A 23,866-nucleotide genomic window follows, 5' to 3' on the forward strand; every position below is an offset into this window, starting at 1 on the left:
TTCCTTGGTTGGGGGCCTTATCAGTCTCGCATGGTTTGAGTTAACGCCCTGCTAAGTGAGCGCGGTGCTGCGTATCGAAATAAGCCGCAGCGGCCGGAGTATGGAGGGGCACGACAAATGTCGGCTTCAGGCATGTAAGGCCTGGGTGCTCGCCGTGGGCTTAAATCAGGAAAGCATCTTCATTCGCGGATATCGGAACACATACGGGGTCGATACAGATCATGCTGTCGTTGCGGGTGTCCAACAGCGCTTGTAGGTCACGCCGCACTGTTTCGCATCTTGGCCTCAGCTCTTGCTGTAAATCTTCGCATAGGCCTCACGAAGAAGATTCTTCTGCACCTTGCCCATGGTATTGCGCGGGAGTTCATCGACGAAGATAACGCGCTTTGGCTGTTTGTATCGAGCAAGGCGGTCCTCCAATCCATCAAGGACCGTCTGCTCGTCGAGCCCGATATCCTTGTCCGCGACGACGATAGCCGTAACGCCTTCGCCAAAGTCGGGATGCGGAACCCCGATTACGGCGCTTTCGACGACCCCTGGCAGACTATCGATCTCGGTCTCGACCTCCTTCGGGTAGATATTGTATCCGCCTGAAATCACGAGATCCTTTCCACGGCCCACGATGTGAACATAGCCGCGCTCGTCTATCTTCCCGAGGTCGCCGGTGATGAAGAACCCGTCTGCGCGGAATTCGGCGGCGGTCTTTTCGGGCATGCGCCAATAGCCCCTGAAGACATTGGGACCCTTTACCTCGATCATGCCCGTCTCTTCGCAAGCAAGCGTGCGACCGGAGTCTGGATCTGTGATGCGTATCTCGACGCCCTCCAGGGGGAACCCGACGGTGCCGGCGATCCGATCCCCGACATAAGGATTGGAGGTGTTCATGTTCGTCTCGGTCATGCCGTATCGTTCGAGAATGGCATGACCGGTCTTTTCGGAAAAGCCGCGATGCGTCTCAGTAAGCAGCGGCGCCGAACCGGAGACGAACAGGCGCATGCCGGCGGTCGCTTCCCGTGTCAGCCCGGGATGCTGAAGCAGACGGACATAGAATGTCGGAACGCCCATCAATACGCTCGATGTCGGCATCAACTGCAGGACTTCATGCGGGTCGAACTTTGGCAGAAGATACATCGACGCCCCGGCGAGCAAGGTAACGTTGGTGGCGACGAAGAGGCCATGCGTATGGAAAATCGGCAGCGCATGGATCAATCGATCGGCATGGGTGAAACGCCAGGCGCGGCGCAAGGTGACGGCGTTCGAGAGGAGATTGTCATGCGTCAACATGGCCCCCTTCGAGCGACCAGTCGTTCCCGATGTGTAGAGTATCGCAGCAAGGTCATCGCCTTCCCGCCTGACATCGGCGAAATCGGCGCTCTTGGTGCGAGCAAGATCGAGCAATGAGCCGCTGCCTGTATCATCCAGCGTTGTGACATGGGCGCCATGGGCACCGGCGATCGCCCGCGCACCTTCGAACGATTTCGATGACACGACGATGAGCTTCGGTTCGGCATCGCCAACGAAGTAGTCGAGTTCCTTCAGCGTGTAGGCCGTGTTGAGGGGGAGATAGACCGCTCCGGCGCGAAGGCAGGCGAGGTAGAGCATGAGCGCATCCGGGCTTTTCTCCACCTGGACTGCCACTCGATCGCCCGGCAACACGCCCAGCTCGGAAATCGCCGCGGCAAGACGCCCGGAGCGATCGAACATGTCCGCATAGGACAATCGCCCGCCACCAGGCGTTTCGATGAAGCATGCGTGTGGTGTTGCGGCATTGCGGATCGCATCGAAAAGGTAGTTGTTCATAGTGGTATTTCCCCTGAGACGCTTCTTTTGGTGCGGCGGCTTCATTCACATGGGGGATCCAGGATCCCACCTGACCATCATAAGTAGCCTACGAGTGGATGCGGTCGCAATGACTTAGCCACCGTCGGCAAATGCTTCCCGGCCGATCTCGCTTTATTTTGCCTCATAGAGATAGTCGACCGGGGACTGACGGTTTCTCGCATCGTGCCCAATTGCGGCCAAGGGTCACCACAGGAGCTGTTGTCGCCGGACATCGGGATGATAGATCGCTTCTGCTGCACCTTGGTCGCGGAAACGATCCATCTTTCTATTTTTCTGGCACTCCGGGCGGAAGATCGTCGCAGATTTTTCCCGGAAGTGCTCTAGGGGCGATGCGTCACGATCGGGTCTATCGGACCGAGAGGACCGCCCAGATTGGCTTCGACGATACGGGCCGCCGCCAGCAGCGCTGCCTCCCCCCGAGGGTGCCCGATCAACTGCAAACCGACAGGAAGCCCGTCCTTGTTCAGGCCGACGGGCACGGAGATTGCCGGAAGACCTGCGACCGTCGCCAAATATGAAAACCGCAGCCAGCTGATATAGTCGTCAAGCGGAACGTCATCGACATGCGTCGGATATTCCTCCTCTATCGGGCCAGGCATCAGACCAACCACCGGACATGCAAGAACATCGAAATTCTCTAGGAAGCCGACCATGTTGTCAAAAATTCGCGTGCGGCCATATTGGGCATCGTAGACATCTTCGATGGTAATGGCTTTTCCAAATTCGATATTTTCGCGAAGAGTGTCCTTGAAATGACGTTGCACCTCGGCTGGCGTTCGACCCGGCAGCGCGGCCCAAAGCATAGAACGAAGAACACGATAGGTTCGATCCAAGTCCGGTAGCGGCGGGCAGGCCTCCTCGACAACAGAGCCCGCCCGCTCCATAACGAGCAATGCTGCACGCAGATGCTCATCCATTGCCTTGGACGTTACGGCAAACCCGTTCATATCGGGAGTGTAGGCGATGCGAAGCTTGCCTTCCGCCCGAATGACCGCATCTTCATACGGATCCTGCGGAGGAGGATGGGAAATGGGTGACCTTGGGTCGAACCCCGCCATGGCGTCGAGGAACAGCGCGCAATCGCGTACGCTGCGTGCCATGGGACCCTGTACGCCTTCGGTGTGAAACTTGATCGGACCGGGGCCTCCGCCTGTAATCCCCGGGCTGGGCCTCAGGCCAACCACGCCACAATAGGCCGCCGGTGTGCGTAGCGATCCGGCAAGGTCTGATCCGTGCGCCAGCCATACCTCGCCCGTAGCAAGTGAGGCCGCCGCACCACCGGAAGATCCGCCTGCATTTTTTGAGGTATCCCATGGATTTCGGGTCATGCCGAACACGGCGTTGAACGTATTCGCGCCTGCGCCAAATTCCGGAGTATTGGTCTTGCCCGTGACGATGCCGCCGCGCGCCTCGAGGCGCAATACCAGCGGATCGCTCTCCTGGGGCACATGGTCGGCGAGCCCCTTTGACCCCATCGTCGTGCGTACGCCGGCAACATTGGTCAGGTCCTTGATGGATATCGGCAGCCCGCAAAGCATATTGTTCGCAGTCTCAGTGCGGGTTGCTATCTGGTGGGCCGCTGCTTCCGCTCGATGCCGGCAGAGGGTTGGCATCGCGTTGACTTCGGGTTCGACTGCTTCAATCCGATCGTAAGACACGCTCAGAAGGTCGGACGGGGTGATTTCCTTCCGCCGCAACAGCTTCACGATTTCATGGGCCTCTTTCGCTGAGAGTTCCGAGCCGGTGAATTTGGCAAATGACGCCATCAGATAGCCTCTCCATGGTTCCAGAGCGTGCCGCGATTCTGACACTGTCTCCCTGCGCTCTGGTCTTTGATGTTGCGCATGACGCTGGCATGGCCCAGCCGGGGCCGCGCCGTTATAATCGGAGACTATTCGGCCTGCGGCAGCGCATACCAATCACTTGTCTTGACGGTCCATTTCCCTTCGACCAGCTGCATGACCTTCGTGGCCTTCATGGGCGAATGGGCTTTCGCGTCGCCAAAGACATAGCTGCTGCCGGCCATCGGATAGTTGAGCTTCTGACCCTGCTTCAAGGCGGATGTAACGGAGCTCCGCGTTACCTCGCCGTCGATCCCGGATATCGTGTCGATCATCACCTTGGCGGCGAGATAGCCACCTTGCGAGAATGCCGTCTTTTTCAAGCCGGCCTTCTCCATGGTCTTGGCCCAGGCGGCATTGGCCTCGCCATCCTCCGTATACGGCTCCCACTCGGTCCCGACATAGACAGGTTGCTTGCTGTTCGCGAGGGATGTCGCCACACCTTCGGTATAGCTCGCTGCGAGAAATAACCAGCTGATGCCGGAAATCTTCTGCGTATCAGCAGTCTTTACCCATTGGACCGCTCCCGGCTCCACATGATTGGTCAATACGGCGTCGCAGCCTGCATCGCGCGCGCGAATGAGATAAGGTGTCAAATCCCCTTGCGGCGGCAGTGTCATATCGACAAGCGCTATTTTCTTTCCTCTTGCCCTTTCCCACGCGGAGACCGCATTGGCATAGGCTTCCTTGGTGCCCCCGATGATGATGAAGAACGCACATAGGTTCTTGGCTTTGAGGGTATTGCTCGCATAATCGAGCATCACGGTGCTAAGCGTGTATGGTCCGACATTGACGGGGGATATGCTGGGAGCATTGAAGCAAACAGGGTCTATGCCAACGGCCGGAACCGAAAGAACGCCATTTTTATTATAGATCCCTGCGTTGACGGAGCAATCGAGATGACTTGCGCCGCCAGCAAGTGCAACAACATTTTGATTGTCGATCAAGTCTCTGGCTGCCTGGGATGCAACCTGTGGATCACCTTTATCATCGGCGATAGTATAGTCAATCTTACACCCGTTTATACCGCCGGCGTCGTTGAACTGATCAAACGTCGCCTTGGTGGCATTGGGTGCATCGGAAAAATCGGACAGACCAGTAATCGTTGAGATTGCACCGATATGAATAGGTCCATTCTTGCAAATGGGAGATGCTTGTACCGGCGATGCTCCGCAAGCGGCAGCCAGCATCGCAAAGGCTGATCCGGCGAGGATGCCATAGGATTTCTTCATTTTGTTCCCTCTTTCTATCCGATGCTTCTGGTGGCGCCGGATGTATTTCTAAGCTCTCTATCGATGAGAACGTCCTCTATCTGGCCATGATTTTAGCATTGCGGTGTCGCGCATATGCTATGGTACGGTGTTCGTCGCTGAGACTGGCACCGTCTACATATGTGTTGGAAGTCACCTGAGTTAGGCCGATGTTATGGCTCTCCTCCCCAAGAGCGCATCTCCCAAACGTCACACGTCTAGCGCTCGCAGATGAAGCGAGTTGCCAAATGTTCAATATTTGAACCTGTTGTTCGAATATTAGAATTGACCGCGCGGTCATGCCTGTCAAGTTGTTTTACATGTTAATTATATAACAAAACGGACGCATTTTGGCGACCGAATTCGCTCCCATCCAGATAGAATATCTGCCGTATTTACAAAGGCCGCTGCGGGATGCGTCGCCACACGATATTCCGGGAGTAGATGCAAGCTAGGGCAATGCCAGGAAACATGCGGCAGGAATCTTCAATTTGAAATTCACGAAAAATAATGGAATGGAGCACTTCCGCGCTTTAAAGAAAGCGGAAGTGCTCCAAGTCAGTGAACGCGCTTGTGAGGATAATGCTCAAGGGAGCCTGAATGCCGGGCGTCGCCTGCCATCAACCGTCGCAGCCGCAACCAGTGCGTTTCTGCACCTACTTCTGCAGGTCGGTCCAGATCTTCGTATAGATCTTCATCACCTCGGGTGAGCAGGTTTCAGCCGGGAAGCCCGCCTTTGCCAGGTCCGCCGGGATGTTGACCTCCGGCGCCGTCTTCATATCTTCCGGCATGAACTTCTCGGAGCCGATAATTCCATTGCCATACCGGGCGTAGGCCGAAATCATCGCGGCATTCTCGGGCTGCATGACGAAGTTCATGAACAGCTTGGCGTTTTCCACGTTCTTGGCATCCGAGAGGATGGCAAGATTGTCCATGAAGACAGGGAAGCCTTCTTGCGGGAAGCCGAATTCGAGCTTCGGATTGATAAGACGGCTTCTGAAGGAAGCACCATTCCAGTTCATACCGGCGGCGATATCGCCCTGAGCCAATTGCTCGACCGTTCCGTAATCGATCGACAGCCAGTTCGGTTTGGACGCGACAAGCAGGTCCCGGACCTTCTTCAGGACCGTCATGTCGTTGGAGCAGGTCTGGCCGCCGACATAGTGGACCGCCAGAGCCATGATGTCGTTCATTTCAGGAACGATGTTGATCTTGCCTTTCAATTCCTTCGGTGGGTCGAACAGGATGGCGGAGGTGTTGATGTTGCCTTTATAGACGTCCCGGTTCACCGAAATGCCGACCGTACCCCATTGCCAGGGCACCGTGTAGTGCCGGCCCGGGTCGAAGCCGGGATTGCTCCATTTAGGATCGACATTCTTGAAATTCTCCATCTGGTCTGGCCGCGCTTCCAGAAGCAGGCCTTTCTGAACCCAGATCGGAACGTAGATGCCGGCCGGAACGACCATATCGAAGCCATGGCCTCCCGCCTCCACCTTTGCCAATGCCGTGTCGTTGCTGTCGTAATCCGTGACAGTGACCTTCACATTATAGGTTTGCTCGAATTTCTTGATCATGTCCGGAGGCGTGTAGTTGCCCCAGTTGTAGATATTCAGTTCGCCTCCAGCCAGGGCTGGGCTGGCGAACAACATTGCGGCGGTAGCTGATGCGATGAGATTTTTCATGTTTCCCCTCTCTTCTTGCTTCAGGAATGATTTGTCTTGGTATGGTTCTCGCGGCTGATGAGAAAGAACACCACGACCAGCACCACGGAGATGACGAACAGGACCGTGGCGATAGCGTTGGTTTCGGGCGTGAGGCTGCGCCGCATCTGCCCCAGCATGTATGTTGGAAGCGTGTCCTGGCCGGCGCTCTTGACGAATTCGGTGATGACGACGTCATCGAGCGAGGTAACGAAGGCAAGCGTTGCGCCTGCCAGAATGCCCGGCCACAGGAGCGGGAAGGTGATCCGGCGGAACGTGCGCCAGGGCGATGCATAAAGGTCTGCGGCGGCCTGCTCCAGCGTCTGGTCCATGCCTTGAAGGCGGGCCCGAACCGGCATGAATGCAAAGGGTATGCAAAATGCCGAGTGCGCGAGGATGAGATAGCCGAGGCCGGAATAGCCGGTACGCGTCTTGATCCAGGCAAAGACGACGAGCAGCGACACGGCGGTCACGATTTCAGGCACCATCAGCGGCTGGTTGATCAGCGCGAACATGGTGCTGCGGCCGCGGAAGGTTTTGCCCCTGCCCATGGCAAGTGCGGCAAGGACGGCAACCGAGGTCGAAACAACGGTGGCAACGGCCGCTATTGCCAGCGAGCGAAGGGTTGCGGCCTGTACTGTGTCATTGTGCCAGGCGGCGACGTACCAGTCCAAGGAGAAACCCGCCCAGCTGGTCAGGGCCGAACTGCCGTTGAAAGAGAAGATCACCATCAGAACGATCGGCAGATACAGCACGATGAAGCAGAATGTCGCGATGGCGGTGAAGCCCTTTTGCCGGCGAGGGTCGAACCTGTTGGAATGCCTTGCCATCTCATTCTCCTTCATTCGCGGAGGCGCGGACATAGACGATGAGCGCGGCCGTCACCATGACCAGCAAGGTGATCGAGAGAGCCGCTCCGAGCGGCCAGTTCCGCGCCTGACCGAATTGCAGCTCGATCAGATTGCCGACCATCAGCTGCGTGCCGCCCCCGAGAATTCTCGGGATCACATAGGCGCCGAGCGACGGCACGAAAACGAGAATGGAGCCGGCGATGATCCCTGGCTTGACGGCCGGAATGATCACTCTGCGCAGCACGCGCCGCGGGGTGGCGTAGAGATCATATGCTGCTTCGATTAGCGAGAAATTCAGCCGCTCCATCGACGCGTAGAGCGGCAGGACCATCAAGGGCAGATATACATAGACCATGCCGAGCAGGATCGCGAAGTCGGTAAACATCATCTGGATCGGCTGATTGATGATGCCGAGCCATTGAAGAAAGCCGTTCACCATGCCTTCGTTGCGGATCAGCCCCATGATGGCAAAGGTCCTGATCAGAAGATTGGTCCAGAAAGGAATGGTGATCAGCAGCATCCAGCCGTCACGTTGGGTAACCGGGCGCGTTGCGATGAAATAGGCGGTTGGAAAGCCGAGGATCAGGCAAAACACCGTCGTCAGAAAAGACAGCTTCACCGATCGCCACAGAATGGAGACATGGGCATCGGCGAGCGTGAGCGTGCCGTCAAACGGGTCTCTGCTGGCAAAGACGCTGAGCCAGCCATCTAAGGAGAAGTGCCAGACGACCCCGCCGAAATCGCCGGCCGTCAGAAAGGAGTAGACGACGACGATGATCAGTGGACCGACCGCCGCGGCAAGCAAAAGCACGATTGCCGGCAAGAGCAGGAGCCAGCGGTTCCGGGTTTCGCGCCGTCCGGCCGCAAGGGCATCGCGTGAGAGTGAAGCTTTGGCCATGGCGTCAGTCCCTCAGAACCTGAATGGCCTGTGGCTCAAATCCGATGGCGAGACGCTGCCCCCTTTCGAACGTCGGGGTTTTCGTCGGACTGTTCTGGCGGCGGACGACGAACCGCGCACCGTCTGCGAGCGTCAGGTGAAAATGCGTGTCCGTGCCGCAGTAGACGATGTTCTCCAGAATGCCCGAAAGCTGGGCATGCTCGGAGGCATGGTCGAGCGACGTCTGTTCCGGACGGATCGCAAGTGTCACCGTACGATTGGCCGACAAGGTGCTGTCGGGTAGGGCTGCCCTGACCGATGATCCACCGGGCAATGTCACCGAGCCGTCATCGGCAAGCCTTGCCTGGACAAAATTCGTGTCACCGATGAAATCCGCGACGAAGCGGTCGCGCGGATGATCGTAGATTTCACGCGGCGTTCCGATCTGCAGGATCTTGCCCGAGCTCATGACCGCTATGCGGTCGCTCATGGTCAAAGCCTCTTCCTGGTCGTGGGTGACAAAGATGAAGGTGATGCCCGTCTCCGCCTGCAGACGCTTCAGCTCGATCTGCATCTCCTTGCGCAGCTTGAGGTCGAGCGCGGAAAGCGATTCATCGAGAAGAAGCACCTTCGGTTTCGGAGCCAGAGCGCGGGCGAGTGCGACGCGCTGCTGTTGCCCGCCCGACAGTTCCGCCGGTCGTCGCCCCGCCATTGCCGACATCTTGACGAGAGCTAACATTTCCTCGACGACGCGGCGCACGTCCGAGCGAGCGCGGCCCAGCATTTCCAAACCGAAACCAACATTTTCGGCGACGGTCATGTGTGGAAACAGAGCATAGTTCTGGAAGACGGTGTTGACCGGCCGCTTGAAAGGGGGAAGCGAAAGAATGTCCTGTCCGGCCAGACGGATGGCACCTTCGCGCGGACGAATGAAGCCGGCGATCGACCGCAGTAGAGTGGTCTTTCCGCAACCGGATGGGCCGAGAAGCGTGAAAAACTCGCTTTCGCCGATCGTCACGCTGACATCGTTCAAAGCGACGAAGGCGTTGGGGCCGTCTCCGAACCTGACTTGAATACGATCAACCTCGATCAACGTCCGTTCCCCCGCCGTGTGTCTTGTCGGGACGCCTCGACGCGGGGCAGTGCGCAAAGCATTTCATAGAGGAAGTTTGCGGCAATCATCGCGGTATTGCCCGCGGGATCGTAAGGGGGAGACACTTCCACGAGGTCGCAGCCGACCAGGTTCAATCCGGCGCAGCCGCGAATGATCTCCAGTCCTTGGATGGTTGTCAGGCCACCCACCTCGACGGTGCCGGTGCCCGGTGCGAAGGCCGGATCAAGACTGTCGATATCGTAGGTCAGATAAACAGGCGCATCTCCGATTGTCCGGCGAATATCGGCCATCAAGGGCGTCAGGGATTTCCACCAGACCTCTTCGGCCTGAATGCAGGTCCAGCCCTGCTTGCGTCCCCAGTCGAAATCCTCGGGACTGTAGCCCGAACCGCGAATGCCGATCTGGAATACCTTGTCGTTCTGAAGGCAACCGTCTTCCCAGGCTCGTCTGAACGGGCAGCCGTGAGCGACGGTTTCGCCGAACATGTGTTCGTTGGTGTCGGAATGCGCATCGACATGGATGAGCGCGACCGGACCATGGCGTTCCTTGATAGCTCTCAAGATCGGCCATGTGAGCGTATGGTCGCCGCCGAGCGTCAGCGGGATCGTCTGGTGGCGCAGGACGCCGCGATAGAAGTCGGTGATGATGTCGACCGACTTCTTCAGGTCGAAGGTGTTGATCGGAACATCACCAATGTCGGCGACTTGCAGCACGTCGAAGGGAGCTGCCCCAGTCGCCATGTTGTAGGGGCGGATCATGCGGCTCTCGTCGCGGATCTGGCGCGGTCCCAGACGGGTACCCGGCCGGTTCGACGTGCCGATATCCATGGGGATGCCGATGAAACAGGCGTCCAGGTTTTCTGTTGACGAGGCGGAGGGTAACCGCATCATCGTGGCGGGTCCTCCGAAGCGCGGCATAGTGTTGCCGCCCAAAGGCTGGTTGAAAGACATGCGACCTCCCAAAAATGTCACTCGATGGAGTTTGGGAGGAGGTCCGCGCGGTTAACATTCCATTGTGCGGAAACTAGCGTTGAGAAAAGCCAATGTATCGAGCTTAGATCGCCGCGGGATCGCACTCGAGGACACGCGGACGAGGCGGTGTTCGCACGCGGTTTCTGTAGAGGCCGACAAGCATGTCACTGAAGACCTGAAATGTCTTCGGATGTGCGCCGCTCTTGCAGACCAGCTGCATCGTGCAATCGAAATTATCCTCGTGCGGCGGCAGTTTGCGAAGCCTTTCGGCGGCAAGATAAGCTTTGGCGAGATGATCGGGCAGGAGGCCTATATAGCTGCCACTCAAGACAAAAAGCAGCTGTGCCTCGATCTGGTCGACGATCCTGTCGGCTTCGATGACCTGCTGGCTCTTCTTGCGCTCGCGGCTCCAATAGCCGCGATGGACCCATATGCATTTGTCCATGTCGTGCTGGGTGATGTTCTCGCCCGGCACCGAAAACAGCGGATGCGCCTGTCCGCAATATAGAGAATGGCTTTCCTTGTAGAGGCTCGTATAGGATAAGCCTTTGATCTTGTTGTCGAAGCTTCCAATCCCGGCGTGAATGTCGCCCTCGGCCAGACGGCGAAGTATCCCGCCCGGCTTTTCGATCTCGATCTCGATGCGAATGCCAGGCGCTGCATCGTTCAGCCTGTGTACGGCCTCGGTGAGCTTCAGTGCCGGATCGGAAGCCACGCAATCGACAACGGCAATCTTCAGCTGACCGACGAGACTGCCCTTCAAGGCCGTCAGGGACATCGAATGGTTGTCGATCCGGCGCATGAGATCGACAGCGATTTCATGCACTTGCCGACCCTTCTCGGTGAGCTGGAAGCCGCGCCTTCCGCGCTGGCAGAGGATGACGCCCAGGCGTGTTTCCAAGGCGGTAATGTGATTGGATATCGTCGGCTGGCTCAAGCCGAGTTCAGCTTGCGCAGCCGAAAACCCTCCGTTGCGGACCACGGAGTCGAAGACGGACAAAAGGTGAAGATCTGCTCCCGATATTCTCATGCATTCATTGAAAACGGCAAATCCAACGCGATGTAAAGCGTGATTTTTGCGGAGTCCCGCGACCCCTATCCTCCTGCTGAACGGCGAACATGTCGCCGCATGTTTTGACAGGAGATCCTATTATGAGTTCAGTCATTAGACTTTCCCGCGATGGCTTAAGCGGCGGCGCAATGGAAGCCTGCTCGGTCGTTCCACCAGAGGCTGTCGTGAGTGGATCCCCAAGCGAGACCGGCGCGATGCACTACGAAGCGGGAAAGGGCAAGTTCCTCGTTGGCACGTGGGAATGCACGCCCTATGCGGAAATCCTGAGCTATCCGGAATCCAGCGAATTCTGCGTCGTGCTTTCCGGGCGGGTGGCGCTGACGGGCGCGGACGGCGTCGTTCAGGAATTTCGTGCCGGCGATTGCTACATCGTGCCCAAGGGATTTGAAGGCCGTTTCGAGGTGTTTGAGACCCTGCGCAAGATCTACGTTCTCTTCAACGATTGAAACCATTCCCGCAGGAAGGCCCGGATGGCGGGCCCTTCGTCCTCTGATACGTCATGTGAGATATTCATGCTTGTCGATCGCGCCCTGGCGAACGCTACTTTCCATCCATTCTGGCTTGATCGGCCGGATGCGCCGTCACCCGAAGCGTCGTTGATCGGTCGGACGGAGGCGGACATGCTGATCGTCGGTGGCGGCTTTACCGGACTTTGGGCGGCGATCATCGCCAAGGAGAGCAATCCATCGCAAGAGATCGTGCTCATCGAGGCGGAAAACATTGCCTGCGGTGCCTCGGGTCGGCCCGGCGCGATCGTCTCTACATCGGTCATGCACGGTCTCCACAATGCCGTCCGGGTCTTTCCCAAAGACATCGCAATGCTCGAAACCCTTGGCCAGGCGAATATTGCCGGCTTTCTCCATACGCTCGACCGGCATGGTATAGATTGCGATGCCGAATGGAACGGCGAGCTCACCGTTGCTGTCGGAGCGGCCAATCTGCCGATCCTGCGCGAGGAATATGAGTTGCAACAGCGTCATGGCCATGATGTGGTCCTGCTGGGGCCTGAGGAAACCCGCAGGGAGCTTGCCTCCCCTCTGTTCGAAGGTGGCCTTTGGGCGAAGAAGAACAGCGGCACGCTTCATCCGGCGAAGCTTGCATGGGGGCTGAAGCGCGCCGCGCTCGCGCTCGGCGTTCGCATATACGAGCACACGCCGTTGCGGGCTCTCACCGATGACGGCGATACCGTCACCGCCGAAACCCGGGACGGGAAGGTGCGTGCGCGCAGGGTGCTCCTGGCGACGAATGCGTTTGCGGCCGGCCATGATCACATCAAGCGGCGGGTTGCGATGGTGCGGGACCGGATATTGATGACGCAACCTTTGACCGACGAGCAGATGGGCCGCATCGGTTGGCGCAATCGCCAGGGCGTCTATGATACCCGCACCCAGCTCAATTATATGCGCTTGACGAAGGACAACCGCATTCTGTTTGGCGGTCGGCTCGGCTATTTCTACGGCAGCCCCAGGGATCCGCGGCTGGATCGCACTCCAGCGCCGTATGGGCGGCTCGCGGAAGCCTTCTTTCGCACATTTCCGCAACTCGACGATGTCGAGTTTACCCATGCCTGGAGCGGGCCGATCGGCTTGACGACGCGCATGGCGGTTCATTTTCAGACCTATCATGGTGGCAAGGTGGTCTATGCCGGCGGCTATTCGGGCTTCGGTGTCTCTGCAAGCAGATTCGGCGCCGATATCGGACTGGCGAAATTGACCGGAAGCCAGCGTCCGGAACTCGACTGTGATTTCGCCCGCACCATGCCCGGCACCATACCGCCGGAGCCGTTTCGTTATCTCGGTGCGCGCATCACCATGTATGCGCTCGACACCGCCGAAGCCAAGGGTGGCTGGCGCAATCTTTGGCTCAAACTCGTGGGTAAGCTCGGTTTCCCGCTCTCCTGATTGTTCGACATGCAACAAGGAAGACCATGATGAATTTCGATCGCGATCATACCATCTTCATCGATGGAGCCTGGCAAGCCGGGCAGGGGGCGGAGAAGCTCGAAGTCCTCGATCCATCGACCGGAAGCTCCATCGCAAGGATGGCGACCGCGAGCGGCGAGCAGGTGGGACGCGCTGCCGAAGCCGCGGCCCGGGCATTCGCAGACTGGTCTCGACTGCCAGGCCAGATCCGCGCCGACTATCTTCGCGGTTTTGCGCGCGGGCTGGAACGTCGCGCAGAGGCGCTCGCAGTCCTGCAGATGGCCAATAGCGGAAAGCCGCGGCTCGAGGCGTCGATCGATCTGGGAGACGCCATAGCAACCTTCGACTACTATGCTGACCTGCTCGAACAACTGCAGCAAAGCCCCAATTCCGAGACAAGCCTTGGCGAGGGAAGCCACAAGGGCAGAGTTCGGCAGGAGCCGATTGGTCCGGCGGGGCTGATCGTCCCCTGGAATTTTCCTCTGGTCACAAGCGCCTGGAAAATTGCCCCGGCGCTTGCGGCGGGATGTACTGTTGTCCTCAAACCGTCCGAGGCAACGCCGCTTGTGGAGTTGTGCTATGCCGATCTCGCCGATGAAATCGGCCTGCCGCCAGGGGTTCTCAACATCGTGACCGGTGCCACGCCCGTTGGCAAAGCGATGACGGATGCACTGCCCCTTCGCAAAATCTCCTTCACAGGATCGAACGCGGCCGGTGCGCAGGTGATGGCATCCGCCGCCCGCCGCGGTATTCCGGTTGCTCTCGAACTCGGCGGCAAATCCGCGATCATCGTCACGGAGGATGCGGACCTCGATCTCGCCGTGGAATGCGTGATAACCGGCATCTTCTACAATGCTGGACAGGTGTGTTCGGCGACCTCTCGATTGCTCGTGCATGAGGCGATCGAGAGCCGATTGCTCGAGGCGCTGATGGAGCGCGTGCGCTCCATGGCTGTGGCTTCTCCTCTTGAAGACCGTTGCGACATGGGTCCGATCACAACGCCCGCCCAGTTCCGCAAGGTGGAGAATTACTTCGCGGTCGCCAGGTCCGAAGATTGTGATTGCCTGACCGGCGGTCACAGGCTCGATGGCCCCGGTCAATTCGTCGCTCCCACGATCTATCGCCACGTCGATGTCGGAAGCCGGATCTGGTTGGAGGAAATATTCGGGCCGGTTCTGGCGACCCGTCGGTTCCGCAGCGATGCGGAGGCCATCGCACTTGCGAATGCGTCAGACTACGGGCTGGCAGGCAGCATCGTTGCCGCGGATCCGGAGCGCGCCGGGCGATTGGCGGACGAGATGGTGGCCGGCCATGTTTGGGTCAACACGCCCCAGATCGTTTATCCGCAAAGTGCCTGGGGCGGCTTCAAGTCCAGCGGCATCGGCCGCGAACTCGGCCCCTGGGGGCTGGCAAGCTATCAAGGTGTCAAACACATCACGTCGGCGCCCTGATCCCGCTTGAGGCAAAGCTGAATTTTCACGCTAAAACAGACGCAAATGGAGGAGCTCATGACCGTCATCGCCGACCTTATCATCCGCAATGGAGCCATTCGGACCATGGATGAAAACCGACCTACCGCACAGAGCCTGGCGGTTTTGGGCAACCGCATCATCCGGATCGGCTCGGAGGCAGAGTGCCAGCCGCTCGAAGGACCGGAAACCAGGGTTATCGACGCGCGAGGCGCCACCGTGCTGCCGGGCTTCAATGAAGCGCATCTCCATATTTTTGGCGGCAGTGTCTCACTGCAACAATTATCGGTCGCGACCGTCAAGGGTGTCGAAGATCTCGCGGCGCGGATCGCCGAGTGGCGAGCCCATAATCCGGGCCTCGGATTCATCGTCGGACACTCCGCGCCCTATAATTTTATCTCCGACGAGCGGATGCCGAGGCGCGAGGATCTCGACAGGGCGTGCCCCGACTTGCCGGTCTTCATCTCGTCGGCGGATCATCACACGGCATGGGCAAATACCGCGGCACTGAAGCTTGCCGGCATCGAGCGCGGCGCGGCCCTGCCGCCGGGCAGCGAAGTCGTGCTGGATGCGAACGGTCTTGCGAACGGCGAACTGCGCGAAGCGCCGGCAATGAACCTGATCTATTCCCTCTCCCCGTCAGGAGGTCGCGATCTTCTCGGCGCGGTCACGACTGCCGAAGACAGCGGCATCACGCCCGAGGAACGCTCGGAAGACATGGCGGCGCTGCGCAAGGGATTGGCCTATTGCGCGCAGAACGGTATCACCTCGATCCAGAACATGGATGGTAATTATTACCAGCTCGACATGCTGCGTGAACTCCATGCAAATGGTGAACTGCCGGTGCGTGTGCGCGTGCCCTATCTCTTCAAGCCGGGAACGGCCGTCGAGGCGATAGGCAATGCGGCGGACTGGCGCGAAGAGTTTCAGAGCGATTTCCTGACGTCGGATTTCATCAAGATATTTGCCGATGGCGTCGTCGAGTCCGGAACCGCGGTTCTTGTCGGCGACTATGCCGATGCGCCCGGCCACAACGGGACGCTGCTCTTCTCAGACGCCGATTTCAACGAGGCCGTGATCCTCGCCGATTCGCTTGGGCTGCAGGTTGCCGTGCATGCGATCGGGGACGGCGCCGTTCGCCAGGTGCTCAATGCCTATCAGGCCGCTCGCGAAGCGAACGGCGGCCGGGACGCACGTCATCGCATTGAGCACATCGAACTGCTTCAGGAAAGCGATTTCCCGCGCTTTGCCGAACTCGGCGTTGTCGCGTCGATGCAACCGGCCCATCCGCCCGAAGCGATGGATTTTCCAGCCGAGACCTATCTACCCAGGATCGGCGCGGAGCGGGAAGGCATTGCCTTCCGGACGCGGGAATTGCTGGATGCGGGCGTCCCGCTTGTTTTCTCGTCTGATTGGCCGGTCGCGCGTCTTGCGCCGCTTGACAGCGTAAAAGCGGCGGTCATGCGACGGCCGTGGCGAGAGGGCGGCAAGGACCAGTCGGTGACCGTCGATCAGGCACTGCACGCCTACACAAGGGCTGGTGCCTGGGTCGAATTCAAGGAAACGCAGAAAGGCAAACTGGCACCGGGCTATCTTGCCGACATCGTCATTCTCGACACCGATCTTACGAAAGTCACGCCCTCCGAGCTTTCCAGCGTCTCAATTGCGGTGACGATCTGCAATGCCCGCGTGACCTATGCGAAGGATGACGCGATCTAAAAGCTCTCTAAAGAAAGGTTTGGCGCTGGAGCCGCAGCGACGATCGCCATTGCGAATGTCGGTGAGCGATCTCGAATGGCGGCTCCAGCTTCTCCGCCGGCATGACCTATGGGGACTATCTGGATAACTTCCCTGGAGCATCGGCGGTGCGTAGCATCACGCCTTGACTGCGGGCGAGACGCAGATCAATCGCAACTGGTCCGTTCAAGGTTTCGAGCTGAGCTGAAATACGAATAGACGCATGGGACCTCGAATGTCGGTTTCCATGATTATGACAGCCACGATATTAGGCGACCTTGTCCACGCCATATCTCTGCGCGTCACCTAAGACGCGCAGCGCTGCGGGCTGTCTACACTTCGTCAGCCTCGATCCCTTTGCCGGGAAACGTCATCCTCACGCAGGCGCCTTTGGAGCCGGCATTGACGACGGCAACGGTGCCGCCGTGGAGTTGCATGATCTCCCGAACCAGATTGAGGCCCAGTCCGGCGCCGCGGCCATCGGGGCCGAGGCGATTGAACGGCTCGAAGATCTGTTCGCGCGCGTCCCAAGCGACGCCGTTGCCCTCGTCGGAGACTTCGACAAAATGCTCCTTGCCGACGCGCATGCAGATCGTTCCCTGACGACCGCCGTGATCGATGGCATTTTGGACGAGATTGGTCAAAGCCCGTTCGAGCGACGTGTGGTCGCCGATCACGAACACCTCGTCGGCCTCCGGTTCGAAGCTCACGTCATAACCGGCACCCAACGCCAGAGGACCGAGGTCGAATAGCACCTGCTTGGCCATGGCGGTCAGATTGACCGGCAGGAAGTGGTCGCGCTTCCGATCGAGACGTTGAAGATCGAGCAATTGACCGGCAAGCGTCGTCAGCCGAGCGGCATCCTCCAGCAGATCGCGCCTGTCTGAACCGGCGGGCAGGGCTGAAATGCGCGCATTCAGAATGGCGATCGGTGTGCGCAGCTCATGGGCCGCCTGCGCCAGGAAATGCTGATGGCGCTCATAGCCGACGTCGAGACGACGCAGCGCATCATTGACGGCCCCCACAAGGGCGCTGATTTCTATCGGCACGTCGCTTGCCTGCAGCTGTGCACCGCGCTTGTCGAACTCGATGTGAGCCGCCTGTTCCACAGTTCGCCGAAGACCCGCCAAAGCCCGCCTGACCACCAGTGGGGTTGCGAGCGACGTCGTCAAAGCCATAAGGAGGATGATGGGCAGGATCAGCGAGACCAGCCCGCCTGAAATACCTCTTGCAAGCCGCTGCACGGACATTTGTCCCTTCGTGCCGGTCAGGATCTGAATCCGGCCGGCAGGGCTGTCCACCCACTTGATCACCGCGTCGGGTTTCCCAGCCAGCTCGGGTTGCTTGCTCAGCCGTGCGTCGCTGAGCTGGTCGAGCATTGCGATGACAGGCAGATAGCCGGAGGGAATGCTGCCCTCTTGCAGATGGTGTCCCTCCGTGTCGCGGATTGTGAACCACAGGTCGGGCGCCTTGGCCCGAAGACTGCCAAGGGCAGGGGTCTCCCGCAGTGCCAGTCCGCCCGCCGTGTCCCGTTCGACCGCCTCGGCCAGGACGTCGAGGCTGGCACCTTCATAATCATCGAGGAGATAGCCAGTGCTCCACAGCGTGGCCGTGATCATGAGCAATACGATCGCGATTATGCATGCTTGCAGCGTCACCAGCCTGCTGACGAGCAGCCATTTCAGCGAAGGCTGCCGCATCATGCCGTCTCGCTGATAAGATAGCCGACACCGCGGATGCCGCTGATGGCGACGCCGGCATCGGCCTCGGTAAGCTTGCGGCGCAGACGGGAAATATGCGTGTCGAGCGCATTCGACTCGATCTCGTCGTTCATGCCGAAAACGGCTTCCATCAGCGTCTCACGCAGCACCATTCGCCCCATGCGCCGCATCAGCGCTTCCAGCACGAGTAGTTCGCGGCGCGGCATGCGCAGAGAAACACTTCTGACATGCGCCTCGAGATGCGCGAAATCGAAGGACATGCGACCCAGTCTCACGATATCGGGCTGCAGATTGGCAGGGCGGCGCAGGATGGCGCGCAGACGAGCCAGGAACTCCTCAAAGGAGAATGGTTTGCCAAGATAATCGTCGGCGCCGCTGTCAAGACCGGCGATGCGATCGAGCAGATCGCCCTTTGCGGTCAGTACCAGCACCGGCACGGTATCGCCTCTTGCGCGCAGCGATTTGACCAGCGACAGACCATCCCCGTCGGGCAAACGGCGATCCAGCACAACCGCGTCGTAAACCCCGTCGTAAAGCGCGGCGTCGGCATCCGACAGGTTCGCCACATGGTCCACGACCATTCCGTGGCGTACCAGTCCATTGCGCAACACGACCGCCATCGGTTTTTCGTCCTCGACCAGAAGCACACGCATTCAGTCAACCCCATTGTTTGCCCGGGCCAGCAGGCCATTCACGCGCTCCTAACATCCTTCCATTGAGGCAACCTTGCAGATAAAATTCTGCTGCATCGCCTTTTGAAAGGTGAACAGCGATCGCTCCGGACCGGCCGATCGGAGGATCGATAGCCGCCGACCGGGTAGAGCGTTTTGCCGCGAAACTTCCGTACCGCCCGGCACGACCACGTTATCGGATACCAAAGCTCCGGGTGTCAGTCTGTTGCCATCGATGTTCGAAGGCCTTCCATATCAGCAGGGGTGGGTTCCACTCCAGTGAACGTGACCAGGTAGGAGCGCAGGTGGGAGTACCGTTCGGCAAGTGTCTCCCGCACCTGCAAGGTGAAATGGCCGATTTGCGTATAATAGAGGACCCGAGCCCTGGTATTGGCCTCTTCTTGAGGAAAGCCATACCGCTCGAACATGCGGGTGACTGCTTCGACGCGCTGCCGATCCGCTTCATCGACGATCGATCGAATTCTTGGGTCGTGGCGGCCCCAGAAGCGAATTGCGAGATCGAGATCGGGCTCGAAAAGGCTATTGTCGATCCAGCATTCGAATATGTTGCAAACGGCCTTGTTGACCGTTGCGGCCGGTCGCATCGCTCGCTCGATGATCGGACCGGTATTCTTGCTCAGCCAATAGGCCAGTATCTGGTCCTGGAGATCCTGAATACTGTCAAAGAACCAATAGAAACTCGACCTTGATACGCCGAATTTTTTTGCCATGACCTGGATTTTGACCTGGTCTATGCCGCCCGTGATCAGGGTCTCGATGGCAAGATCAAGCCAATTCTCCTTCGTCAGCTTCCCGCTGCCATCATGGGCTGCTCCAGCGGTTGCTTGTGATCGAACAGCCATAGTTGAACCTTTGGACGGTGACGGATGTGCGGTGATGCCGGCACGTTTCATTGCGGACATCTTCGTACAGCTTTCGCCACCGCCTTACAAATCGAATAGCGGGCATCCCACTTGGTTCGCACCCATTATGCGAAAAGCCTGACAGGTCCTGAGCCCTGGACAGAAGAATTACGGTGACGTGCCAGCCTTGACCGCGTTCGGTGCGAGCGTGAGTGTTCGATCAAAGAATGCGGGGACTTCCTCGCCGAGTTGCTTCAGAAACTCCGCGCGGTTAAAACCGGGCGGGTTGGCGCTGATGTCGCCGTCCAATGTCTGGATGGGCGCGCTGGCACTGTTCATGAAGGCGAAGTGCCCGGCATTGGCGACGACGCGATAGGTGGCTCCAGGAATGTTCTGCCCGATCCATGCGGCGTGAAAACGTGGCGGTAGCCAGCGATCCTTTTCCGCGGCGTAGATCATGGCCGGTACGGTGATGGCCTTCAGGGATTGCTCCGTGAACATCACGCCGACAGGCGCCATGGCGACGATTGCGCGGACACGTGGATCGGCCGTCGATTCAAGCTCACCTGGTGCCTGCAATTGGCGAATGTCGCGGACCATGCCGCAGGTGATCGGATCTTCTTGGGCCTCGTTTACGCAATGCGTGCCGATCCGGGATAGATCGACCCGCCCTCCCGCCAGGGCAACCACGGTATAGCCGCCGGCCGCGTGCCCGGCGGCGCCGATCCGCGGACCTTGAGCATCCGCAGCGATGCGGTCCTTCCATTCGGGATCCGCAAGCAGGGCGTCGATCAGGCGCGAGACCTGGCGGGGCCGCTCGGTGAAGTAGGTGCCCAGCGGCTTTTGCCACAGCGAACTGTCCTGATAGCTGTCGCCTGGATGACGCAGGGCTGCCACCAGATAGCCGTCCCGCGCGAGTGCCTCGGCCAAGCTGCTTTGGCCGAATTCCGAGCCGCCGGTCCCGTGGCTGAGCATGATGAGGCCTTTGGTCTTTGCTTCGGGAGCGGCCATGGGCGTCGCGTGGATCGTAAACGACCCCACCATGATCGAGCGGGCAGGTGCCTGCGTCGGGTAGTACAGCGCGGCCGGGATCTTCACAGGGTTCGTGATGGAGGGCGGGACCTCGTAGGGTCGCCAGCCTGCTTCGGCTGCTCGCGCTGCTGAGACGAGCAGGCCCGTTGCGACTGATAGGCTGCAGAGCAGCAGCGCGGCGGAACGGAGCCGTTTGTAAATGGCAAATGTCATTGATGCACCTCTTGTGAGCCGCTATCCTGTTAGGTGCGGGCCGGAGAGCAGGTCGAGCCCGATTTCGCGAACGGTGGGATTTATTCGCCAGTGACCATTCAAGGCATCTTCTCGGCGGCTGCGCCGCTTCGATGGTACCGGCCCGCTGTCATCTTGCTGCCGCTCGCCGCCGCGACAGCGCTCGCCGTAACGGGGGCGTTCGGCACCTATCTCAGCATGACGCTTCCGCTTCGCCTGCTGCATTTTGTCGGTGTCGCCATTGCGATCTGCGCGATCGTCTTTGCGCTCTGCGAAATCGTTCAGCGATTTTGTTTCGGTGGCGCATTGCCATTTTGGGCGATGCTTGCGATTGGGGCCATCACGGCTCCGGTCGGCGGCTGGATCGTTCTCGAAGCCTTGGGCTTGTCGGCGCCTCGGGCGCTTGCCCATGTCACCTACTCCGAGCTGACGACCCAGGTGCTGCTGTCCAATCTCGCGATCGCAAGCCTCGGATGGACGTTGCTCCGGCAGTCCCGCTCACAAAGCACCCTTTGCGAGGCACAACAGCAGCTTCATCCGACCACCGACCAGGCGTTGCGCGCGAAACTTCCGATCGGGATCCGCAGCGCCGTCATCCTCGCCCTGAGCGCCGAGGATCATTATGTGCGAGTAAGGACCGACCGTGGCGAGGCTCTGATCCTGATGAACCTCGCAGCCGCGATTGCGGCGCTTGGCGAGGATGCGGGTGTGCGCGTCCATCGCTCGCATTGGGTATCGCGCCAGCTCGCCGAAGAGGCGAGGGTGCGTGGCGGCAGGCATGGCGTCCGTCTCAATGACGACACGGTGTTGCCGGTCAGCCGTTCGGGCCGAAAGTTGTTAAACGAGGGCTGGGCGGCTTAGTCGAGATTGGCCGCCGTGATCGCAACGGCGCATTCAATTTGGATCAGACGCGCCGTGTCGACTATCACCGAATGCAGTTTATTTGAGCCCGCGATAGCAAAGCAAGCGCTTATAACGGCTCCCTTTTGCGCTCATAGGAATCACTTCGCACCCATCATGCACAAGGCTGGCATGGTCGGAAAATGGACACAGATGTCCATGGCACATCTGTGTGAACGCTGAAATTCCTCCAGAAAAAGCGGAAATAGTCTGAAATCCATGGGCTTGATGCAAGTTGCTGTTTGAAGATGGCGCGCCGTTACCGCGTTTGCGGAATATTTATGGACATATATGTCCACAATGATTATCGTCTCGCCACTTCAATCTTGCTGAGGAGCCTTGCACCTTGTCCCGTTCGATCGGTCCGACGCTATGCGCCTGAGGATCTTGCGCGCCAATGTTCCAATGAACGCTCCGCGCCTGCTGCGCGTGGGAAGGCGATGGCGGCACGAGGATCCTCCTGGTCAGAGGCGGGCAGCCTCCTGGGAGGCTGGGTGGCTCTTCCGGCTAAATTTCCTGCAAACTCCGAGCGGGGCGCGGTCGTGACAAAGAAATATTCGGCATTTGCCCTTCTGAAAGAGGGGCTGAACAATCAGAGTGGCTGGCAAAAAGCCTGGCGATCGCCGGAGCCAAAAGCGCGCTACGATGTCATTATCATCGGCGGCGGTGGGCATGGGCTTGCCACGGCATATTATCTGGCGAAGAACCACGGCATCACCAATGTCGCCGTCATCGAACGCGGTTGGCTTGGCGGCGGCAATACGGGCCGAAACACCACGGCCATTCGCTCCAACTATTTCTTTCCTGAGAGCGTCGCGCTCTATGAACTGGCGCTCAAGCTTTACGAAAGCCTCTCCCGCGAGCTGAACTACAACATCATGTTCTCACAGCGCGGCATGATAAGTCTGGCGCACAGCCCCGCGGATCTCGAAATGGCTGCAAGAACCGTCAACGCCATGCAGATCAACGGCATTGACGCGGAACTGCTGTCGGTCGCACAAACAAGGGCGCTGGTGCCGCTCTACAACGATGCTCAAGATGCGCGGTATCCGATCTTCGGTAGCGTGATCCAGAGACGAGCCGGGACAGCGCGGCATGATGCCGTTGCCTGGGGATATGCCCGCGCGGCCGATACGCTCGGCGTCGATATCATTCAAAACTGCGAGGTGAGCGAATTCATCATCGAAGACGGACGCTGCCGTGGTGTGCGAACCTCGAAAGGCGATATTCGCGCCGAAAGAACAGGCATGGCGGTTGCCGGGCATTCGAGCGTCCTTGCCGAAAAAGCCGGTTTCCGCCTGCCGATCACCTCCTATGCACTTCAGGCCTGTGTCTCCGAGCCGGTAAAACCGGCGCTCGACTGCGTCGTTCTTTCGCCGGCGACCGGCGTCTATGTCAGCCAGTCCGACAAGGGCGAGATGGTCATCGGCGGCGGATTGGACCGAGTTCCCTCTTATGGTCAGCGCGGCAATCTGCCGACGCTCGAGACTGTCATTTCCGGTCTGCTCGAGATGTTTCCGAGCTTCCGCCAACTCAGGCTGATGCGCCAGTGGGCGGGGATCGTCGACGTGGTTCCCGACAGTTCACCGATTTTTGGCGAGAGCCCGCTTCCCGGCCTGTTCCTGAATTGCGGCTGGGGAACCGGCGGGTTCAAGGCAATTCCGGCGGGAGGGACGCTGCTTGCCCACTTGCTCGCAACCGGCAGGCATCACGACATCAGTCGACCATTTGATCTCGACCGCTTTGCAAAGGGCCGGTTGATCGATGAAGCCGCCGGCTCCGGCATCGCACACTGAGGGGGA

Annotated in this window: 19 protein-coding genes; 6 read left to right on the top strand and 13 right to left on the bottom strand. The window is 59.2% G+C overall.

Annotated elements, in window-relative coordinates:
* Positions 1-285 precede the first annotated feature (285 nt).
* From ACIQJ2_RS29130 to ACIQJ2_RS29170, 9 genes are all read right to left on the bottom strand, one after another.
* On the bottom strand, positions 286-1,800 hold the full coding sequence (locus ACIQJ2_RS29130) for a malonyl-CoA synthase (RefSeq protein WP_400672477.1): 1,515 nt from the start codon (positions 1,798-1,800) through the stop codon (positions 286-288).
* Between the two features lie 362 nt (positions 1,801-2,162).
* Entirely contained in the window at positions 2,163-3,608 is a 1,446-nt protein-coding gene (locus ACIQJ2_RS29135; RefSeq protein WP_400672480.1) for an amidase, read from the bottom strand.
* A gap of 125 nt (positions 3,609-3,733) precedes the next feature.
* Positions 3,734-4,873, bottom strand: a complete 1,140-nt coding sequence (locus ACIQJ2_RS29140) for an ABC transporter substrate-binding protein (protein WP_400672483.1) — start codon at positions 4,871-4,873, stop codon at positions 3,734-3,736.
* A gap of 716 nt (positions 4,874-5,589) precedes the next feature.
* Entirely contained in the window at positions 5,590-6,615 is a 1,026-nt protein-coding gene (locus ACIQJ2_RS29145) for an extracellular solute-binding protein (RefSeq protein ID WP_400672485.1), read from the bottom strand.
* A gap of 20 nt (positions 6,616-6,635) precedes the next feature.
* Positions 6,636-7,463, bottom strand: a complete 828-nt coding sequence (locus ACIQJ2_RS29150) for an ABC transporter permease (protein WP_400672487.1) — start codon at positions 7,461-7,463, stop codon at positions 6,636-6,638.
* 1 nt (position 7,464) lies between these two features.
* Positions 7,465-8,382 (bottom strand): ABC transporter permease, encoded by a 918-nt coding sequence (locus ACIQJ2_RS29155; protein WP_400672489.1) that lies wholly within the window; start codon positions 8,380-8,382, stop codon positions 7,465-7,467.
* Between the two features lie 4 nt (positions 8,383-8,386).
* On the bottom strand, positions 8,387-9,454 hold the full coding sequence (locus ACIQJ2_RS29160) for an ABC transporter ATP-binding protein (protein ID WP_400672492.1): 1,068 nt from the start codon (positions 9,452-9,454) through the stop codon (positions 8,387-8,389).
* The gene (gene speB, locus ACIQJ2_RS29165; protein ID WP_400672495.1) at positions 9,451-10,425 is read right to left on the bottom strand and encodes an agmatinase; all 975 of its coding nucleotides are present in this window, start codon (positions 10,423-10,425) and stop codon (positions 9,451-9,453) included. Before speB ends, ACIQJ2_RS29160 begins: the two co-directional genes overlap by 4 nt.
* A 103-nt stretch (positions 10,426-10,528) precedes the next feature.
* A complete protein-coding gene (locus tag ACIQJ2_RS29170; protein ID WP_400672498.1) occupies positions 10,529-11,446 on the bottom strand; it encodes a LysR family transcriptional regulator in 918 nt (305 codons plus the stop codon).
* A 152-nt stretch (positions 11,447-11,598) separates the two neighbouring features.
* On the opposite strand from ACIQJ2_RS29170, the gene ACIQJ2_RS29175 reads away from it, so the two are divergent.
* The 4 genes from ACIQJ2_RS29175 (at position 11,599) to ACIQJ2_RS29190 (ending at position 16,628) form a co-directional block, all read left to right on the top strand.
* Positions 11,599-11,964, top strand: a complete 366-nt coding sequence (locus tag ACIQJ2_RS29175; protein WP_400672500.1) for a cupin domain-containing protein — start codon at positions 11,599-11,601, stop codon at positions 11,962-11,964.
* A gap of 66 nt (positions 11,965-12,030) precedes the next feature.
* The gene (locus ACIQJ2_RS29180; RefSeq protein ID WP_400672502.1) at positions 12,031-13,419 is read left to right on the top strand and encodes an NAD(P)/FAD-dependent oxidoreductase; all 1,389 of its coding nucleotides are present in this window, start codon (positions 12,031-12,033) and stop codon (positions 13,417-13,419) included.
* 29 nt (positions 13,420-13,448) lie between these two features.
* Positions 13,449-14,891: an aldehyde dehydrogenase family protein gene (locus ACIQJ2_RS29185; RefSeq protein ID WP_400746660.1), complete on the top strand. Its 1,443-nt coding sequence runs from the start codon at positions 13,449-13,451 to the stop codon at positions 14,889-14,891.
* Between the two features lie 57 nt (positions 14,892-14,948).
* The gene (locus ACIQJ2_RS29190; RefSeq protein ID WP_400672506.1) at positions 14,949-16,628 is read left to right on the top strand and encodes an amidohydrolase; all 1,680 of its coding nucleotides are present in this window, start codon (positions 14,949-14,951) and stop codon (positions 16,626-16,628) included.
* A 350-nt stretch (positions 16,629-16,978) separates the two neighbouring features.
* On the opposite strand, the gene ACIQJ2_RS29195 is transcribed toward ACIQJ2_RS29190, so the two are convergent.
* The 4 genes from ACIQJ2_RS29195 to ACIQJ2_RS29210 all read right to left on the bottom strand — a co-directional run bounded on the left by ACIQJ2_RS29195 (position 16,979) and on the right by ACIQJ2_RS29210 (position 21,146).
* Entirely contained in the window at positions 16,979-18,346 is a 1,368-nt protein-coding gene (locus ACIQJ2_RS29195; protein ID WP_400672670.1) for a sensor histidine kinase, read from the bottom strand.
* Entirely contained in the window at positions 18,346-19,020 is a 675-nt protein-coding gene (locus ACIQJ2_RS29200) for a response regulator transcription factor (protein ID WP_400672508.1), read from the bottom strand. Before ACIQJ2_RS29200 ends, ACIQJ2_RS29195 begins: the two co-directional genes overlap by 1 nt.
* A gap of 236 nt (positions 19,021-19,256) precedes the next feature.
* Positions 19,257-19,901: a TetR/AcrR family transcriptional regulator gene (locus ACIQJ2_RS29205; protein WP_199150959.1), complete on the bottom strand. Its 645-nt coding sequence runs from the start codon at positions 19,899-19,901 to the stop codon at positions 19,257-19,259.
* 168 nt (positions 19,902-20,069) lie between these two features.
* The gene (locus tag ACIQJ2_RS29210; protein WP_400672511.1) at positions 20,070-21,146 is read right to left on the bottom strand and encodes an alpha/beta hydrolase family protein; all 1,077 of its coding nucleotides are present in this window, start codon (positions 21,144-21,146) and stop codon (positions 20,070-20,072) included.
* A gap of 90 nt (positions 21,147-21,236) precedes the next feature.
* On the opposite strand from ACIQJ2_RS29210, the gene ACIQJ2_RS29215 reads away from it, so the two are divergent.
* Both ACIQJ2_RS29215 and ACIQJ2_RS29220 read left to right on the top strand, forming a co-directional pair.
* Positions 21,237-22,025, top strand: coding sequence for a LytTR family DNA-binding domain-containing protein (locus ACIQJ2_RS29215; RefSeq protein ID WP_400672514.1), 789 nt, complete (start codon positions 21,237-21,239; stop codon positions 22,023-22,025).
* 581 nt (positions 22,026-22,606) lie between these two features.
* Positions 22,607-23,860: a sarcosine oxidase subunit beta family protein gene (locus tag ACIQJ2_RS29220; protein ID WP_400672517.1), complete on the top strand. Its 1,254-nt coding sequence runs from the start codon at positions 22,607-22,609 to the stop codon at positions 23,858-23,860.
* Positions 23,861-23,866 lie beyond the last annotated feature (6 nt).

The sequence above is a fragment of the Rhizobium sp. NPDC092011 genome, assembly GCF_044756305.1.
GTDB lineage: Bacteria > Pseudomonadota > Alphaproteobacteria > Rhizobiales > Rhizobiaceae > Rhizobium.

Bases quoted from the DNA above. Each gene is read 5' to 3' on its own strand.
- ACIQJ2_RS29175 (WP_400672500.1), top strand. From the start codon at position 11,599: ATGAGTTCAGTCATTAGACTTTCCCGCGATGGCTTAAGCGGCGGCGCA.
- ACIQJ2_RS29185 (WP_400746660.1), top strand. From the start codon at position 13,449: ATGAATTTCGATCGCGATCATACCATCTTCATCGATGGAGCCTGGCAA.
- ACIQJ2_RS29180 (WP_400672502.1), top strand. From the start codon at position 12,031: ATGCTTGTCGATCGCGCCCTGGCGAACGCTACTTTCCATCCATTCTGG.
- speB (WP_400672495.1), bottom strand. From the start codon at position 10,425: ATGTCTTTCAACCAGCCTTTGGGCGGCAACACTATGCCGCGCTTCGGA.
- ACIQJ2_RS29150 (WP_400672487.1), bottom strand. From the start codon at position 7,463: ATGGCAAGGCATTCCAACAGGTTCGACCCTCGCCGGCAAAAGGGCTTC.
- ACIQJ2_RS29145 (WP_400672485.1), bottom strand. From the start codon at position 6,615: ATGAAAAATCTCATCGCATCAGCTACCGCCGCAATGTTGTTCGCCAGC.
- ACIQJ2_RS29135 (WP_400672480.1), bottom strand. From the start codon at position 3,608: ATGGCGTCATTTGCCAAATTCACCGGCTCGGAACTCTCAGCGAAAGAG.
- ACIQJ2_RS29210 (WP_400672511.1), bottom strand. From the start codon at position 21,146: ATGACATTTGCCATTTACAAACGGCTCCGTTCCGCCGCGCTGCTGCTC.
- ACIQJ2_RS29130 (WP_400672477.1), bottom strand. From the start codon at position 1,800: ATGAACAACTACCTTTTCGATGCGATCCGCAATGCCGCAACACCACAC.
- ACIQJ2_RS29195 (WP_400672670.1), bottom strand. From the start codon at position 18,346: ATGCGGCAGCCTTCGCTGAAATGGCTGCTCGTCAGCAGGCTGGTGACG.
- ACIQJ2_RS29200 (WP_400672508.1), bottom strand. From the start codon at position 19,020: ATGCGTGTGCTTCTGGTCGAGGACGAAAAACCGATGGCGGTCGTGTTG.
- ACIQJ2_RS29205 (WP_199150959.1), bottom strand. From the start codon at position 19,901: ATGGCTGTTCGATCACAAGCAACCGCTGGAGCAGCCCATGATGGCAGC.
- ACIQJ2_RS29155 (WP_400672489.1), bottom strand. From the start codon at position 8,382: ATGGCCAAAGCTTCACTCTCACGCGATGCCCTTGCGGCCGGACGGCGC.
- ACIQJ2_RS29190 (WP_400672506.1), top strand. From the start codon at position 14,949: ATGACCGTCATCGCCGACCTTATCATCCGCAATGGAGCCATTCGGACC.
- ACIQJ2_RS29140 (WP_400672483.1), bottom strand. From the start codon at position 4,873: ATGCTGGCTGCCGCTTGCGGAGCATCGCCGGTACAAGCATCTCCCATT.